The following is a 16,757-nucleotide window of genomic DNA, read 5'->3' on the forward strand; positions in this document are numbered from 1 at the left end:
AAAAAACAAGTTTCACTTCTGATGAAGCTTGTTTTTTTATTAAAATTTATTCCAAATCTTAATCAGATTATTTTTTTAGAATTCTTTTTACCACGATCTTATCTAATGTAACATGATACATCCCTTCTTGTAAACCTCCAAGATCGATCACGTTTTGAAAACCATTATTGAGTATGGTTTTAAAAACGGTTTTACCAGTAATATCGCTAATTTCAACCAACGTATTTTTAGTGATTCCATGTACTGTAATAAGATTATCGACCGGATTTGGAGTCAGAATAACTTTAGAAGAATCCAAAGGTGCAATATCCGAAACAGACAATATGTTTGATTCTATATTTATCATTATAGGCTCCATAGTACTCCAGGGACGATCGGTCCAAGACCACACTAAAGAACCATGCCATTCATTTTCTTTTAAGACAACTCCTAAGTACTCTGCTTCTACTCCAAAAGTGTTCTCAGGATAATATTCTGCAATAACAGCTTTTTTGTCCACTTTTTCAACATAATAAAAATTATGAAATGGAGAACCATTCTCTCCTGCCCAATTGTAATAATGAATATTGTAAAAATCTAGGTAACCCCCAGATTCACCTCCAATTTCTTCAAGTTTTTGATCCGTATAATAATTTTGATATCCCAAATCAATATCTTCTACGTTTGTAAGAAAACCTAATGCTCCATTTGTTATCATAACATTAGGTTCTATTCTTCTAATCGCTGCAGATGCTTTATTAATAAATTTTTGAATATCTACAATTGAAACTTTCTCTATAAATCCCGGCCAATGAGACCCAAACTCAGTAGTCATACCTTCTGCTTCATTAAAAATTTCCCAAGCATACAAACCAGGATGATCTCCAACAGCCTGAACCAAAGGAATCAAGGCATTAGTAAGATATGCTTCCATATTCTCATCCTCAGTGAGTACTTTTTTATTAGCAACAGCGTCGACATTCCACTGATCTTTTAACATATCAAATGACCAAAGACATATTTGTACTTGTAACCCTTTAGAAGCTGCCAGATCTAGTATTTTTATAACATCCTCATGAAAAAAAGCTGGGTTATTTGTTACTTTTTGATCCATATCATAAACTGGATTCGTCGAACCATTTGTATGATACCACCAACGCAAAACATTCCCACCAGCATTAACTACCTTATCCATAACCAAACTAAAAGTATCTAAATCTGGATGGTATTCTGTTCCATATTCTGGATCTACTCCTATATCCCTACCAAATGAAACCCAAGCGATATTTATACCATTTACGAACTCCGAAATATTAGCATTAGATTGCTGTTCATAATTATTATTGATTGTAGTAGTAGATTCCTCTGGAAAATCAAAAAATTCCTTTGGATTTAAAATTTCAGGACTCTGCTTAATAGCTTTAATGACATCTTCTTTGTAATTCTCATGATTATGCCAAGGTTTTTTAGAACGTTGTGAGAAAAGTTGGCACGCGAGTAACGTGACCATTAACGTGATAATAGTTTTCATGTAAGTTGATTATTTTGTTAGTGTAATTGCCAACGAAAAAAAACAACAATAATTATACGTTCTTCATGAAATAACAATTCCTTAAAAAGAAGTGGGTTTTTAAAAAATCTAAAACAATAATTGCTTCACCTTAGCTAAAGCAGGATTACGATTATCTTCTTTCCATATTACAGACAACTCAGCTCTTTGAGAAATCCTTGGAATTTCTAAAAATTTCACTTTCAAATCAAAACCATACTGTAAAGAAGTAGGTACAATAGCCACTCCAAGACCACTTTCTACTAATTTAAAAATAGTTTGCGCATGAACAGATTTATGGGATACAATTGGTGTAAAACCTTGATCTTCGCAAATACTCATTATTTTATCATAATAAATAGAACTATAATCTGAAGAAAATAAAACAAAATGCTCCTTAGATACTTGAGCCACACTAGTAAAGTTTTCTTGATTCAAAAAATGATTTTTTGGCAGCACCAATGAAAAAGTATCGGTTTGCACCTGCTTAATACTAACTCCATCTGGAACTCTCGCTAATCTTACAAAACCGACATCCAATTGATCACTTAATATTCCATTTACCTGATCATAATTAGACATTTCTTCTAAACTAAACTGAATCTTAGGAAATTCTTTATTAACATTTATTAGAAGATTAGGAATAACAGTTTGCATGGCGGAGCCCAAAAACCCAATTCGTATCTCCCCTTCACTACCCTTATCTATTAAAGCTGTTTGCTTTACAGTAAAATCAATATGATTAAAAATGTAAGATATTTCTTTTTTCAAATACATTCCTGCAGCGGTCAAACTTACGTTACGTTTATTCCTAATAAAAAGTTCAGCTCCGATAATCTCTTCCATTTGCTTTATTTGTCTGCTTAACCCAGGCTGAGAAATAAACAGGCGCTCTGCAGCTTTTCGAAAATGTAATTCTTCAGCCACTGCTAAAAAATAAGTAAAATGTCGAAGTTCTAATTGATAACTCATAGTTATTAATTATTGATTAAATTAGTATTTATAAGTATTAAAAATACATATTATCTTTATGTACACAAATAAAGAATCGTACAAAATGTCTAAAATATCATCACACTTCCACTTTGGAGAAGACTATTTAACTGCTGGAAAAGCAATAAAAATAGCTAGAAAAGAACTAAAAGGGGTAATTTCTAATGATGCGAGAGAAAAAATAAAAAGGAGCAGACACATCGTAGAAAACATTGTTGAAACGGGAAAGCCTGTGTATGGGATCAATACAGGATTTGGACCGCTTTGTACTACGATGATTTCTAAAGAAGAAACTAAGATATTACAAACCAATATACTACAGAGTCATAGCGTGGGCGTTGGAGATCCAATTGATCAGGAAATTAGCAAACTCATGCTAATCCTGAAATTACAATCCTTAGCCAAAGGGTATTCTGGAATTGCAGAAAAAACTTTAGATCGTATTTTATGGCATCTTGATAATGATGCTATTCCGATAGTACCTTCGCAGGGATCTGTAGGAGCTTCTGGAGACCTAGCTCCCCTTTCTCATTTATTTTTACCTCTAATTGGTTTAGGAAAAGTAATCTATAAGGGTACAGAAATTAGCACATCAAAGTTATTTGAGCTTACAGGTTTACAAGCTATCGAATTAGGACCAAAAGAAGGGTTAGCTTTGATTAACGGAACGCAATTTATTGCTGCTCATGCCGTTAAAGTTATTGAAAAACTACATAATTGTCTTTCTCAAGCGGATATTATCGGAGCAATGATGATAGAAGGATTGCAAGGTTCTGTTAAACCTTTCTATAATGAATTACACGCTTTAAGACCATTCAAAGGTACCATTCATGTTGCCTCCAGAGTAAAATCTTTATTAAAAGGTTCTGAAATTATGGAAGATCATATTGATTGTGACCGTGTTCAAGATCCCTATTCTTTGCGATGTATTCCTCAGGTACATGGAGCTTCTCGAAACGCTTGGCTTCATCTTAAAGAATTATTGGAGATAGAATTAAATTCTGTAACTGATAATCCCATTATTATCAATGAAGAATTAACTATAAGTGGCGGGAGCTTTCACGGACAACCTTTAGCTATGGCAATAGATTACGCTTGTATTGCTGCATCCGAAATAGGAAATATCTCAGACAGACGTATATATCTCGCTTTAGAAGGAAATTCTCCTGGCGTTCCAAAGCTATTAATGGAAGACACAGGTATTAATTCTGGATATATGATTTTGCAATACACAACAGCGGCTTTAGCAAGTGAAAACAAAGGATTATGTTTCCCTTCTAGCGCAGATAGTATTCCAACCTCTTTAGGTCAAGAAGATCACGTAAGTATGGGATCTATTGGAGGAAGGAAAGCTATGCGAGTGATTGATAACGTAGAAAAGATACTAGCAATAGAACTTTTAACCGCTGCACAAGCATTCGAATACCGAAAACCGATGAAATCTGGTCCTATCTTAGATGAAATCCATAAAATGGTGCGTACCAAAGTTTCTTTTGCAGAAAAAGATCGGGTTTTCTCAGATGATATAGGAAAAGGAATTGATATTATTAGAAACAATAGTCTCATAAACCTAGCAAATGAAGTAACCGAAAAGAACAACTTATCCTTAGAAACCAAGTTTTCTTCCTTATTTGAAACATATTAATTATGGAAAAACATACACTTATTGGGCCTATTTCCCAAGTATTACCGATGGATAATATTCCACTAAAAGGTGCTCTAAAAAATGAAGAACTTCGTGTAATTGAAAATGCAGGAATTCTAATAGAAGATGAGTTAATTCATTCCGTTGGCGATTATCAAGCAATCAAGGAAATTGCACTTAAATTGAATGCCAAGAGCATTGAATTACATACAGATTATATTTGCATGCCTGGTATTATAGATGCGCACACGCATATCTGCTTTTCAGGTTCCAGAGCTAATGATTATGCTATGCGAAATTCGGGAAAGACCTATTTAGAAATCGCACGAGCTGGTGGAGGTATCTGGGATACGGTCACTAAAACAAGAGCCGCAAGTCAAGAAGAATTATGCCATTCGGTTATAAAAAGAGCAAATTGCTTGCTTAAAAACGGGGTTACTACCGCAGAAGTTAAAAGCGGATATGGACTTTCCATATCAGAAGAATTGAAAATGCTTAGAGCAATCAATCAAGCGAATTCAAATTCGGAATCCGATCTTATACCAACCTGTTTGGCAGCACATATGTTACCAAAAGATTATGATGGTGATCATCATACTTACCTCGCCGAAATTGCCGAAAAACTATTTCCAATTCTAAAAACTGAAAACCTAAGCAATCGAATTGATGCATTTATAGAACAAAGCGCTTTTTCTAACGAACACATCGAACCTTATTTTCATAAAGCAAAGGAAATGGGATTTGATATCACTGTGCATGCAGATCAGTTTACAACCAGCGGTAGTGAAATAGCCATAAAATTTGACGCTATTAGTGCTGATCATTTAGAAGCCAGCACAGAAAAGGAAATAGAAAAATTAGCAACAAGCAATACTATTGCAGTGGCATTACCAGGAGCATCCATAGGTTTAGGGTGTGACTTTACTCCTGCCAGAAAAATTTTGGATCAAGGAGGCGCTTTAGCAATAGCGAGTGATTGGAACCCTGGCTCTGCACCTATGGGTGATTTACTAACACAAGCTTGCATTCTAGGAACCTTTCAAAAACTTAGCAATGCAGAAGTTTTAGCCGGCATAACTTGCAGAGCTGCTGCAGCATTAAAACTAAATGATCGAGGTAGTTTAGCACCAAAAATGCTTGCAGATTTTTGTCTATTTCCGTCTCATCATTATAACGAAATATTATATCATCAAGGCAAACTCACTCCTTCACAAGTATGGAAAAGAGGTGAAACTGTGTATTCTAAATAACCAATCGATCAAAAAATCTAGTAATTAAAAGTCAATTACAATTCATTATCATGACTGCATTCAAAGAGCAAATAAAAACAGGTATCCCACAAACTCTTCCTAAAAAAAAGGAATTTAACACAACCATAAGCAGAGCTCCAAAAAGGAAACAAATATTATCAATTGATGAAAAGAAACTAGCACTTAAAAATGCTCTGAGATACTTTCCTTCAAAATGGCACGAAGAATTAGCTCCAGAGTTTCTTGAAGAACTAAATGAATATGGCAGGATTTATATGTACAGATTTATGCCCGATTATGATATGTACGCCAGACCTATACATGAATATCCTGCAAAAAGTTTACAAGCCGCTGGAATTATGCTCATGATACAAAATAATTTAGATCCTGCAGTTGCTCAACATCCTTATGAACTTATTACCTACGGAGGTAATGGCGCAGTATTTCAAAACTGGGCACAGTATTTACTAACAATGCATTATCTAGCAACAATGACTGATGAACAAACACTGCACATGTATTCTGGTCATCCAATGGGATTATTTCCTTCTTCTAAAGACGCTCCAAGAGTTGTAGTTACAAATGGAATGATGATTCCAAATTACTCAAAACCAGATGATTGGGAAAAATTCAATGCTCTTGGAGTTACTCAATACGGACAAATGACTGCTGGAAGTTATATGTATATTGGTCCTCAAGGAATTGTGCACGGTACTACAATCACAGTAATGAATGCTTTTAGAAAAACTCTCAAACCAGGAGAAACTTCTGAAGGAAAAATTTTCTTAACTGCTGGATTAGGTGGAATGAGCGGAGCACAACCAAAAGCTGGTAATATCGCTAAATGTATCACCGTATGTGCAGAAGTAAATCCTGCCGCTGCACAAAAAAGATATGAGCAAGGTTGGGTAGACGAAATTATAGACAATTTAGATCAATTAGTAAATCGTGTTAAAGAAGCAATTTCTAATACTGAAGTTGTTTCTATAGCCTATAAAGGAAATGTGGTTGATATATGGGAACAATTTTATGAGGAAAATATTTATGTCCACTTAGGATCCGATCAGACATCATTGCATAATCCATGGTCTGGAGGATATTATCCTGTAGATATGAGCTATGAACAATCTAATGAAATGATTGCCAACAATCCTGATGGTTTCAAGGTAAAAGTTCAGGAATCTCTAAAAAGACATGCTTTAGCAATAAATAAGCATACAGCCAAGGGAACTTATTTCTTTGATTATGGAAATGCATTTTTATTAGAAGCATCAAGAGCTGGTGCGGATGTAATGAGTACTAACGGAGTGGATTTTAAATACCCTTCATACGTCCAAGATATTTTGGGTCCTATGTGTTTTGACTATGGATTTGGACCCTTTAGATGGGTTTGTACATCTGGTAAGTCAGAGGATCTGGACAAAACGGATCAAATAGCCATTGCCATAATGCAAAAAATAAAAGCAGAAGCACCAGAAGAAATCCAACAACAAATGCAAGACAACATTACATGGATTGAGGAAGCAAAACAAAATAAGCTTGTTGTAGGCTCTCAAGCAAGAATTTTATACGCTGATGCAGAAGGAAGAATAAAAATCGCTGAGGCGTTTAATAAAGCTATTAAATCAGGTGATATATCTGCTCCTATTGTTTTAGGAAGAGATCATCATGACGTTAGCGGTACAGATTCTCCATATAGAGAAACGAGCAATATTTATGATGGTAGTAAATTTACCGCTGATATGGCTATCCATAATGTCATTGGTGATAGTTTTAGAGGTGCCACTTGGATATCCATTCATAATGGAGGTGGTGTTGGTTGGGGCGAAGTAATCAATGGTGGATTTGGACTTTTACTCGATGGATCTAATGAAGCTTCAATCAAATTAAAAAACATGCTCTTTTATGACGTGAATAATGGTATATCCAGAAGAAGTTGGGCAAGAAATGAAGAGGCCATTTTTGCCATAAAAAGAGAAATGAAACGTACACCAACACTTAAAGTAACGATTCCTAATAAATTAAATACTAATATTTTAGATAAAATATTTTAAAGCTTACATTCAAAATAATTATAATCAAATAGATCTAATAAATTTATAAACATGACTAGTTACGAAAAGACCTCTGATGATATATGGAAAGGAAGAACATCTGACAAGGAACTATACCTGCATGAAAAGGTGCAATGCATCGATCTTGAAAAAGAGGAATTAACTAGAAATCAAAATATTGGATTCTCCATATTAGGATATGAATGTGAAGAAGGAGTTAAAAGAAACCAAGGTCGTATAGGTACAGTAGCTGCTCCTGATATTATTAGAAAAATGATGGGGTCTTTATCAAATCACTTCAAGAATGATGTGGATATCATTGATATTGGCAATGTAAACTGTGTTGATGATGATTTAGAAAAAACTCAAAGTTTTACTTCAAATAAAATAAAACAATCACTTGAAAAAGAGTATTTTAATATAGTTTTAGGAGGTGGTCATGATTTAGGATATGCGCATTATAATGGTCTTAAAAAACATCTCCCAAAAGCCACTATCGGAATCATCAATTTGGATGCTCATTTTGATTTAAGAGTCCCTAACAAAAAAGGAAATTCCGGTACTCCATTCTACCAAATAGCAAATGAGAACGATCATTTCAAATACTTATGCTTAGGCATTCAGGAAGAAGCAAACAATAGGATTTTATTTGAAACCGCTCGTGAATTAGGTGTAAACTTCATCAAAAACACAGAATTTACTATGAGCCATATAGATCATATAGACAAAACCCTCACCAATTTCATTAATACTGTTGATTATGTGTACCTCTCTATAGATTTAGATGGCTTTTCTTCTGCATATGCTCCTGGTGTGAGTGCTCCTTCTCCATTTGGATTCTCTCCTTCTATAGCATTACACACTATCGAAAAGATTTGTAATTCTAAAAAACTTATTAGCGCTGACATTGTAGAACTTAATCCAGCTTATGATGTTGATAATTGTACCGCTAGATTAGCAGCAAGGTTAATTTATTATATCATGAAGTATATTTCTACTTTATAACATGATTCGCAATTCCTTTTCTTTATCTTTACTATTAAGAATCGGAATTACTTAAATGGAATTAACAGCTAAAACACTTATTTATATTCATGCTTTCTTTGGTAGTATTGGATTATTATCTGGATTTATAAGTTTAGTTGGAAAAAAAGGAAGATTTTACCATAAGAAAGGTGGTGTAGTTTTTTCTATAAGTATGCTTATAAGTTCATTGATTGCTATACCAATCACATTGCTACCAAATCATAAAAACTTATTATTACACCTACTTTCTATTTTTACTATCTATTTGGTTGTTTCTGGAAATCGTGTACTTAAGTTTAAAAGAAATCATACCCTAGGTAATACGGACATTATTATTACTTCAGTAATGGGTATTGTTTTTCTGGGAATGATTGCTGTGGGAGTGTATTATCTAATAAATGCGATACCTAAGAGCGCTTTATTTTTCTTTTTTGGAGGATTTGGCATTATGGCCACTATAAGAGACATAAAACTCTACAAAACCTTTAAAACAAATCCTACAGCTTATTTATCCAATCATCTTGGTAAAATGTCTGGAGCTTTTGGAGCAGCCGTAACAGCATTCCTTCTTGCCGCCTTAGACTCAAGCACTCTGTGGGTTTGGATAACCCCATCTGTAATTACTTTACTTTTTGTTACCTTTTGGAGAAGAAAAATCTCAAAGACCTAATGTTGTAACAACATTTCTAGTAAATCGTCTGATTACTAAATCTTTTCCTGTATGGCTTTTCAAAATATTATCGAACGTACGTTGCGTTATTTCGTAGCATTTTTCATTTTCGTATATGGAGCTGCAAAACCTTTACAATTTCAAAACAACAATGGATTTCCAGATAAACTTGTAAGTGAACTTACAGGAATGGAACTTATGTGGTCTTTTTTTGGATACACTCAAACACTACCTATAATTATTGGATTATTACAAGTAACAGGAGCTATATTTCTATTATTTCATAGAACAAAAATCATTGGTATTTTACTACTAATTCCAATTATGACTAATATCGTATTATTTGATATTTTTTACGAAGTAAAGACCGGTGCTACGGTTAATGCAATTGTATTTCTTGTAATTCTTTTCGTCCTTTTAATTTTTGAAAAGAATAGGATTTCCAAAGTAATACAGATAATTAGTTCCAAAAAAGAAAAGGATCCAAAGCGAATCCCTCTATTTATGATTAGTGCAGTATTTGCTGCTACCTTATTTTTTGTGTATACGTATCTTCAAAACACCATATAAATTGCTGCTATAAAACCTAAAAAGCTCTTCTTGGTAAATCTCTGTAGGTAACCGTTAAACCCTGATATTGTCCTTGCCAAGCATTATCATCACCTACCCAGCCGAAATGACTTCGAGGACCATTTACAAACTCATCCACATCGTTAATTTGGGTTCTTCCGCCTTGTACTCCAAAACATCCTGTATTATTAGCTCCTACCCAAGAAGTAGGTGTTATTGCCAACATGGTGTGTTGTAAAACTCCACCATGATCCCAAAACCCAATTACAGAGTTTTCACGAACTTGAACTTCTCCACCAACTCTAGCTGGCAAACCCATATCAGGAAAAAAGAATCGTTCTGCTTCTACAGAAGAGATATTCTGTAACGGATCTGGATAATCTCCTGTAAAATTTCCATTAGCTATTAGCCATCTGTAGACGAAAGTATGGCATATTTCAGAATCAGGACTCATTCCTAACTCTGGAACATATGTGCCTAAAAAAATCCCCATTGTTGTTTATTTAAAAGGTTCTAAAAGTTTTTATGGTTGAAATAAATATGAAAATAACATATTTAAATTCACCTTTAAAAATACAAAAAAACTCCAAATTTTGTAAAACAGCAGGTAATTAAAAAAGGGAGAAAAATCATATCTCTAAAAACTTAAATATTAAGAGGACGTATATATAAATACTTTTGTATCTTAGAACAATACATTAATTCTCTTAACGATATACACATCGATCATCTTGAAGATTTTTTAAAAACGGCACTAAAAATTTCTTTCTTTCAATGAAAGTTAGGATGATTAATTATGTTCTATGGAAGCTATTAATTTTTATCAAATATCAGTTTTTCTACTACAAGGGTTTGTTGTTTCGTCATTGGTATTGATATTGTTCCATTTTCGCAAAGTCACTGGTAATGGTTTACTTTTTACCGCACTTGGGATGTTTCAATTCATACAGGTATTCACCGCGACTACTATGTATTTCGAGATATATGATGGTATTACTGTTTCTCCTGGCTCTTCTGTACTCTTCTCTGTTACTCTATTTTCAGTTTTAATATTTTACATAAAGGAAGATGCATTACTGACCAGAAGACTTATTTATGCCTTAGTCATTGCTAATTTGATGATCGTAATTTTATTACTGTTATTCAGCATCAACTTACAAGACTCTAAGATACATCAGGTGTCTTTTAAAATGATCTCTGATTTTTTTAACACAAACATCTTTTTGTTGATTTATGGTACGGTATTATTATTTGTCGATTCTATATTACTCATTTTCATATATGAATATATCTCTAAATATATCGAAAATCTATTCTTTCGCATATTCTTAACGATGCTTACCATCCTCACTTTCGATGCGATTCTCTTTAGCGTAGTAGGCTTTTGGAACAATAGTAATATGATATCTTTTTTAATATCTGGTTTAGCTTCTAAAATTACTATGAGTTTTTATTATGGGATTATTTTTACTGTGTATTTAAAATACATACAAAAAGAAATCAACGAAAATACCTATGCCACTTTTAAAGATGTATATCATTCTCTAACCTACCGTCAAAAATTTGAAGAAGCTGAAAAAGTTATTCAGCTCAGTGAAAATAGATATCAAACTCTAACTGATATATCTCCGGTAGGAATTTTTATGACAAAAGCCAATGGAAAAACTACTTTTGTAAACGAAAAATGGTGCCAGATTTCTGGAATTTCTCAGCAAGAAGCGATGAATGATGGGTGGTTAAAAGCGGTTCACCCAGAAGATCGAAAAAAACTAAAGCAAGGATGGTATCAAGACTCTAAGAAAAAAGATTCTTCTCATGCAGAATATCGTTTTTTACGTCCTGATGGAACAATAAAATGGGTATTGGGTCAAGCAATTCCAGAATATAATGAAAAAGGAGAAGTGATCGGCTATGTTGGAACTACCACAGATATCACAGATTTAAAACTCTATGAAATAGAACTTAACAAACTAAAAGATAAAGCCGAAGAAAGTGATCGATTAAAATCTGCATTCCTTGCTAATATGAGTCATGAAATCCGTACTCCGATGAATGGGATATTAGGATTTGCCGAGTTATTAAAAGAACCAGTACTTACTGGTGATGAGCAACAACTATACATTAGTTTAATCGAAGAGAGTGGTGCTCGAATGCTAAATATTATTAGAGATATTATTGATATTTCTAAAATCGAATCCGGACAGGTAAAAGTATTCTTATCTGATTTAAATGTAAATGAACAAGTAGGTTATTTATATAATTTCTTTAAACCCGAAGCAGACAGAAAAGATCTGGAACTTTCCTTCAAAAATGGACTGCCTGATAGTGATTCTATTATTAAAACGGATAAAGAAAAGTTTAACGCAATACTTACAAATCTTGTCAAAAATGCACTTAAATACACTCCCGAAGGCTCTATTACCTTTGGTTATGAATTAGAGGATGATTTTTTACAGTTTTATGTAAAAGATACTGGTATGGGAATAGCTAAGGATAGACAAAAAGCCATTTTTGAACGTTTTGTACAAGCGGATATTGAAAATAATTATGCTATTGAAGGAGCTGGTATCGGTTTATCCATTGCTAAAGCATACAGCGAAATGTTGGGTGGTAGTATATGGCTGGATAGTACAAAGGATATCGGAAGTATATTTTATTTTACTATTCCTTACCGGAAGGAATAGTAAAATAAAGAAATGATTTATTAATTATTCTGTCGGAATTCTTTCATCTACAAATTTTAAAGGCATATCACCCATAAGATCTATCATATCTAAGATATCTCTTATCGTTTGCTCCTCTTCCATTTGTTCTTCTACAAACCATTGCAGAAAGTTTTCTGTTCCAAAATCTAGAACACTTCTACATTTAGCAACTATTTTGTATATAGACTTGGTAACACTAATTTCCTGCTCTAAGGCAGATTCGAATACTTCTTTTAAAGAGCTATATTCATGAGCATTTGATAGATTTGCCACTTCTGGAGAGTACGCAGCACCTCCAGCATCGTTGATAAACCTAAAAATTTTCATCATATGCTCTCTTTCTTCTTCAGATTGTTTGTAGAAAAAATCAGCACTTTTTAGCAAACCCTTTTGATCACACCAAGAGGCCATCGCTAAATATACAGATGATGCATGTTGCTCTTTTGCAATTTGAGCATTAAGCAAATCCATTACTTCTAAATTGATACTGATCTGTTGTCTTGCTATATTTTCCATCTTTCTGTGTGATTTGTCTATTAATTTTTATTTAAAATTAAACAAAAAAAGAAAGAGAAAATAATACCTCTATCAATTTATAAGAAGTCTAAATATAAGTAAGATTAGGCGGTAACAAGAATATCTTGCAATTCTATCATCGTAAAAGTTCCATGAATTAGCTCCACAAAATCTAACACCTGAAGTGTATCTAATAATAATACATGTTGTTTATCACAAAACGACAGAAGAGTGGTATCATTCTGATTAAGCATATATGCTATATGTTCTTTGGTAGATAATTGTTTTGCTTTGTATCGAAGACTCAATAGTTGACAAAAGGATACTTTTATTAATTTATGACCAAAATCAATATAAAAACAACGATCTTCAGCAGACTGATAAGAAGTATAATATTTTGAGGCAAATAGTAATTCCATATTCCAAGAACAAAACTAAATGTTATTTAGATCTATTCCAAATATAAATAACAATTTTATAACTTTTCATTATTTAAATAATATCATTCTTGATTCTCAAACATCAATGAAACAAATTCTGCAACACAGGCTGGTTTCCTAACACCTTCGATTTCGACAGAACAATCCCAAGTAATCTTTAATCCTTTCTTAGTATATGGCTCTATCTCTGCGATACTGCTATGCAATCGCAATCTACTATCAACAATAACAGGATGTGGGAATCTAACTTTATTTAAACCATAGTTTACACCCATTTCTAAACTTTCAACAATCACAAGATCCATTAGCATCTTGGATAAAAGTGAAATCGACAAAAAACCATGAGCAATTGGTTTTTTAAACGGTGACTCCTTTTCAATACGATCTAAATCAACATGTAACCATTGATAATCTTGAGTTGCGTCTGCAAAAGAATTAATCATTTCCTGAGTAACAGTAACCCATTCTCCTATTGGCAACTTCTCTCCTTTGTGAGTTTTAAATTCTTCAAAATTTTTACAAATAAGCTGTTCCATATATTTACGTATAGATTCATTTACCTAGAAACGCCTCCATCTATGGTCAAACAAATTCCTGACACATAAGAAGCTTCATCAGAAGCCAAATATAAATATCCATATGCAATATCCATTGGTGTTGCAGCTTTTTGTAACGGTATTTGAGATTTTATTCCATCTATATGCTCTTTGGGGATTTGATCAGTCATTTCTGTTAGCGTAAAACCTGGCGCTAAAGCATTCGCCGTAATACCATATTTTCCAAGCTCCATAGTCCATGTTTTAGACATGGCAATCACGCCTGCCTTAGTTGCCGAATAATTTGTCTGTCCAAAATTTCCTCTTAGCCCTACATTCGATGCTGCAGAAACTATTCTACCGTAGCCAGCTTCTTTCATATACTTAGAAATAACCTGAGTACAGAGAAAAACTCCTTTAAGATTTACATCTATAACGGCATCCCATTCGGCTTCGCTCATTTTATGTAATGTACGATCTTTCGTAATTCCTGCATTATTTATTAATATATTAATTTTTCCATATTTCTGATATATCCTTTCTGCTTCTATTTCAATTGCATTTTTATCAGTTACAGAAATATTTGTAAACTCGGCTACTTGACCTTGATCAGCTATTGTACTTGCTACATCCTTACCTTCCTCCAAAAGATCCCAAATAATTACTTTAGCACCTTCGCTTGCAAATAAGGTAGAAATTGCTTTTCCAATTCCTCTGGCTCCGCCTGTAATAACAGCTACTTTATCTTTTAATCTCATCTCGTTAATAATTATATCGATATTATTAAGAACACTGAATCACTACTTTCCCTTTTACTTTTCGATTCATCATCTCCACTAAGGCCTTAGCAGCATCCTTTAGCTCATATACCTTATGAATATGAGGTTTCAATTTTCCTGCTTCTAGCCATTTCATTAATTGTATCGTATTATCCATATTCATTTTAGGATTCTTCATCGCAAAACTGCCCCAAAAAACACCCACAACTGAACATCCTTTTAACAAGGGTAAATTTAGTGGGATTTTAGGAATTGGGCCAGCTGCAAAACCTACCACCAAGTAATGCCCTTCCCAAGCCATAGAACGTAATGCTAGTTCAGAATAGTCTCCTCCCACCGGATCATATACCACATCTACTCCTTTGCCATCAGTTAACTCTTTCGCTTTAGATTTAAGATCTTCTGTGGTATAATTAATAACCTCATCGGCACCATACTCCTTACATAGCTTTAATTTATCCTCAGAAGAAGCAGCTGCAATTACTTTAGCTCCCATTAGTTTCCCTAATTCAATGGCAGCAAGACCTACACCTCCTGAAGCTCCAAGAATTAACAATGTATCTCCTTCCTTTAGATTCGCTCGGTCTTTTAATGCATGGTAAGATGTCCCATATGCAATCATAAATGAAGAGGCTATTTCAAAAGACATTTTTTGAGGTTTTTTAAAACACATATTTGCTGGCATTGCTACTTCCTCCGCATATCCGCCTTTCATTACAAATCCAAAAACCTCATCATTAACCTCTAAATGTTTCACTTCACTACCCACTTCTTTAATTATTCCCGAAACATCACTTCCTGGAACAAATGGTAACTCTGGTTTAAACTGATACAACCCTTGAATAATCAAGGTATCGGGAAAATTAACTCCACAAGATTTTATCTGAATAAGAACTTCATCTTTCTTTAATTTCGGACTTTCTACATCCTCAAAAACTAAATCAGAAGGAGGTCCATAATTTTTGCACACAATAGCCTTCATAATTATTCCTCTATAACTTTTAGCACTAGTTTCCCCATTTTGTCTCCAGAAAAAAGGCGCAAAAAAGTATCATGAAAATTTTCAATTCCTTTATACACGTCTTCTTTACTTTTTAGTTTTCCTTGTGCTAGCCAACCTCCCATTTCTTTAGCTGCCTTCCCATAATCCTTTGCATAATCCATGACAACCATTCCTTGCATAGTTGCTCTATTTACTAACAAAGACAAATAATTTTTGGGGCCTTTTACATCATTCATATTATTATATTGAGAAATTGCTCCGCAAATTACTATTCTTGCATGCATTCTAAGTCTTGATAAAGCTGCATCTAAAATTTCACCTCCTACATTATCAAAATAAACATCAATTCCTTTTGGACATTCCCTTTTGATTGCATCATAAATTTCTTCAGACTTGTAATCTATAGCTCCATCAAAACCTAGTACCTCTTTTATGTATTTACATTTTTCAGTCCCTCCAGCTATACCAATTACACGACATCCTTTAATCTTAGCGATTTGCCCAACAATACTGCCAACAGCTCCTGCAGCTCCAGAAACTAAAACAGTATCTCCTTCTTTAATCTTACCAACTTCGAGAATACCAAAATACGCTGTCATTCCAGGCATACCTAGCGTTCCTATATACATTGGTAAAGGCGCTAAGCTTGGATCTACAGGATACCAATTTTCACCATTCGTTACTGTATACTGTTGAACACCTCCCCAACCTGTTAAAAAATCACCTTCTTTAAACTTTGGATGATTATTTGACTTTATCACTTTACCTATAGATCCAGCTCTCATTACATCATCTAACTCTACAGGTTCTATATATGATTTTCCTTCTCGCATCCAACCTCGCATTGCAGGATCCAATGATATGTAATGATGTTGTATTAGAACTTCACCTTCTTTTGGTTCTGGAATAGCTTTATGTTGCAATTCCCAAGTATTTTGATCTGGTAGTCCTTCTGGTCTATTTTTTAAGATGATTTGTTTATTCATGTGTATTGTTTTATTTCTCTATGAGTTTAGTTCTTTTCTGTATAAATAGTTTATCT

General features: G+C 33.7%; 16 protein-coding genes. 7 read left to right on the forward strand and 9 right to left on the reverse strand.

The genetic code is table 11. The features are described from left to right. Positions 1 to 67: 67 nt before the first annotated feature. Positions 68 to 1,510, reverse strand: a complete 1,443-nt coding sequence (locus tag Q1B37_RS07705) for a T9SS type A sorting domain-containing protein (protein ID WP_299897431.1) — start codon at positions 1,508 to 1,510, stop codon at positions 68 to 70. Positions 1,511 to 1,618: 108 nt separating this feature from the next. After that, positions 1,619 to 2,500 carry a LysR family transcriptional regulator gene (locus Q1B37_RS07710; RefSeq protein ID WP_299897433.1) on the reverse strand — a complete coding sequence of 294 codons (882 nt, stop codon included), beginning with the start codon at positions 2,498 to 2,500 and terminating at the stop codon, positions 1,619 to 1,621. 85 nt (positions 2,501 to 2,585) lie between these two features. Here Q1B37_RS07710 and hutH point away from each other — a divergent pair, with 85 nt between their 5' ends. From hutH to Q1B37_RS07740, 6 genes are read left to right on the forward strand one after another with little or no spacing between them, the layout of a single operon-like run. Next, complete coding sequence (hutH, locus tag Q1B37_RS07715; RefSeq protein WP_299897436.1) at positions 2,586 to 4,166, forward strand: histidine ammonia-lyase; 1,581 nt, start codon at positions 2,586 to 2,588, stop codon at positions 4,164 to 4,166. Between the two features lie 2 nt (positions 4,167 to 4,168). Then, positions 4,169 to 5,416: an imidazolonepropionase gene (gene hutI, locus Q1B37_RS07720; protein WP_299897439.1), complete on the forward strand. Its 1,248-nt coding sequence runs from the start codon at positions 4,169 to 4,171 to the stop codon at positions 5,414 to 5,416. Positions 5,417 to 5,466: 50 nt separating this feature from the next. Further along, positions 5,467 to 7,470: a urocanate hydratase gene (locus Q1B37_RS07725; protein ID WP_299897443.1), complete on the forward strand. Its 2,004-nt coding sequence runs from the start codon at positions 5,467 to 5,469 to the stop codon at positions 7,468 to 7,470. Positions 7,471 to 7,521: 51 nt separating this feature from the next. Then, on the forward strand, positions 7,522 to 8,475 hold the full coding sequence (hutG, locus tag Q1B37_RS07730) for a formimidoylglutamase (RefSeq protein WP_299897446.1): 954 nt from the start codon (positions 7,522 to 7,524) through the stop codon (positions 8,473 to 8,475). Positions 8,476 to 8,530: 55 nt separating this feature from the next. Next, a complete protein-coding gene (locus tag Q1B37_RS07735; RefSeq protein ID WP_299897449.1) occupies positions 8,531 to 9,166 on the forward strand; it encodes a hypothetical protein in 636 nt (211 codons plus the stop codon). Between the two features lie 51 nt (positions 9,167 to 9,217). Then, entirely contained in the window at positions 9,218 to 9,736 is a 519-nt protein-coding gene (locus tag Q1B37_RS07740) for a hypothetical protein (protein ID WP_299897452.1), read from the forward strand. A 16-nt stretch (positions 9,737 to 9,752) separates the two neighbouring features. Here Q1B37_RS07740 and Q1B37_RS07745 read toward each other — a convergent pair whose 3' ends face one another. Then, positions 9,753 to 10,229 carry a hypothetical protein gene (locus Q1B37_RS07745; RefSeq protein ID WP_299897455.1) on the reverse strand — a complete coding sequence of 159 codons (477 nt, stop codon included), beginning with the start codon at positions 10,227 to 10,229 and terminating at the stop codon, positions 9,753 to 9,755. 310 nt (positions 10,230 to 10,539) lie between these two features. On the opposite strand from Q1B37_RS07745, the gene Q1B37_RS07750 reads away from it, so the two are divergent. Continuing rightward, positions 10,540 to 12,420 (forward strand): PAS domain-containing hybrid sensor histidine kinase/response regulator, encoded by a 1,881-nt coding sequence (locus Q1B37_RS07750; protein ID WP_299600798.1) that lies wholly within the window; start codon positions 10,540 to 10,542, stop codon positions 12,418 to 12,420. A 24-nt stretch (positions 12,421 to 12,444) separates the two neighbouring features. On the opposite strand, the gene Q1B37_RS07755 is transcribed toward Q1B37_RS07750, so the two are convergent. The 6 genes from Q1B37_RS07755 to Q1B37_RS07780 form a co-directional block, all read right to left on the reverse strand. Further along, positions 12,445 to 12,957 (reverse strand): ferritin, encoded by a 513-nt coding sequence (locus Q1B37_RS07755; protein ID WP_299897457.1) that lies wholly within the window; start codon positions 12,955 to 12,957, stop codon positions 12,445 to 12,447. Positions 12,958 to 13,061: 104 nt separating this feature from the next. Beyond that, entirely contained in the window at positions 13,062 to 13,376 is a 315-nt protein-coding gene (locus Q1B37_RS07760; protein ID WP_299897460.1) for a hypothetical protein, read from the reverse strand. A gap of 83 nt (positions 13,377 to 13,459) precedes the next feature. Then, positions 13,460 to 13,933 carry a MaoC family dehydratase gene (locus Q1B37_RS07765; protein ID WP_299600790.1) on the reverse strand — a complete coding sequence of 158 codons (474 nt, stop codon included), beginning with the start codon at positions 13,931 to 13,933 and terminating at the stop codon, positions 13,460 to 13,462. Positions 13,934 to 13,953: 20 nt separating this feature from the next. Continuing rightward, the gene (fabG, locus tag Q1B37_RS07770; protein WP_299897462.1) at positions 13,954 to 14,691 is read right to left on the reverse strand and encodes a 3-oxoacyl-ACP reductase FabG; all 738 of its coding nucleotides are present in this window, start codon (positions 14,689 to 14,691) and stop codon (positions 13,954 to 13,956) included. A gap of 25 nt (positions 14,692 to 14,716) precedes the next feature. Beyond that, positions 14,717 to 15,694: an NADPH:quinone oxidoreductase family protein gene (locus Q1B37_RS07775; RefSeq protein ID WP_299897465.1), complete on the reverse strand. Its 978-nt coding sequence runs from the start codon at positions 15,692 to 15,694 to the stop codon at positions 14,717 to 14,719. 2 nt (positions 15,695 to 15,696) lie between these two features. Next, on the reverse strand, positions 15,697 to 16,701 hold the full coding sequence (locus Q1B37_RS07780) for an NADP-dependent oxidoreductase (protein ID WP_299897468.1): 1,005 nt from the start codon (positions 16,699 to 16,701) through the stop codon (positions 15,697 to 15,699). Positions 16,702 to 16,757 lie beyond the last annotated feature (56 nt).

This window comes from uncultured Aquimarina sp. (genome assembly GCF_947492965.1).
Classification (GTDB): domain Bacteria; phylum Bacteroidota; class Bacteroidia; order Flavobacteriales; family Flavobacteriaceae; genus Aquimarina.

Coding starts and splice junctions, on each gene's coding strand:
- Q1B37_RS07735 (WP_299897449.1), top strand. CDS start 8,531: ATGGAATTAACAGCTAAAACACTTATTTATATTCATGCTTTCTTTGGT.
- Q1B37_RS07765 (WP_299600790.1), bottom strand. CDS start 13,933: ATGGAACAGCTTATTTGTAAAAATTTTGAAGAATTTAAAACTCACAAA.
- Q1B37_RS07780 (WP_299897468.1), bottom strand. CDS start 16,701: ATGAATAAACAAATCATCTTAAAAAATAGACCAGAAGGACTACCAGAT.
- Q1B37_RS07745 (WP_299897455.1), bottom strand. CDS start 10,229: ATGGGGATTTTTTTAGGCACATATGTTCCAGAGTTAGGAATGAGTCCT.
- Q1B37_RS07740 (WP_299897452.1), top strand. CDS start 9,218: ATGGCTTTTCAAAATATTATCGAACGTACGTTGCGTTATTTCGTAGCA.
- hutH (WP_299897436.1), top strand. CDS start 2,586: ATGTCTAAAATATCATCACACTTCCACTTTGGAGAAGACTATTTAACT.
- Q1B37_RS07750 (WP_299600798.1), top strand. CDS start 10,540: ATGGAAGCTATTAATTTTTATCAAATATCAGTTTTTCTACTACAAGGG.
- Q1B37_RS07775 (WP_299897465.1), bottom strand. CDS start 15,694: ATGAAGGCTATTGTGTGCAAAAATTATGGACCTCCTTCTGATTTAGTT.
- Q1B37_RS07725 (WP_299897443.1), top strand. CDS start 5,467: ATGACTGCATTCAAAGAGCAAATAAAAACAGGTATCCCACAAACTCTT.
- Q1B37_RS07760 (WP_299897460.1), bottom strand. CDS start 13,376: ATGGAATTACTATTTGCCTCAAAATATTATACTTCTTATCAGTCTGCT.
- hutI (WP_299897439.1), top strand. CDS start 4,169: ATGGAAAAACATACACTTATTGGGCCTATTTCCCAAGTATTACCGATG.
- Q1B37_RS07705 (WP_299897431.1), bottom strand. CDS start 1,510: ATGAAAACTATTATCACGTTAATGGTCACGTTACTCGCGTGCCAACTT.
- Q1B37_RS07710 (WP_299897433.1), bottom strand. CDS start 2,500: ATGAGTTATCAATTAGAACTTCGACATTTTACTTATTTTTTAGCAGTG.
- hutG (WP_299897446.1), top strand. CDS start 7,522: ATGACTAGTTACGAAAAGACCTCTGATGATATATGGAAAGGAAGAACA.
- fabG (WP_299897462.1), bottom strand. CDS start 14,691: ATGAGATTAAAAGATAAAGTAGCTGTTATTACAGGCGGAGCCAGAGGA.
- Q1B37_RS07755 (WP_299897457.1), bottom strand. CDS start 12,957: ATGGAAAATATAGCAAGACAACAGATCAGTATCAATTTAGAAGTAATG.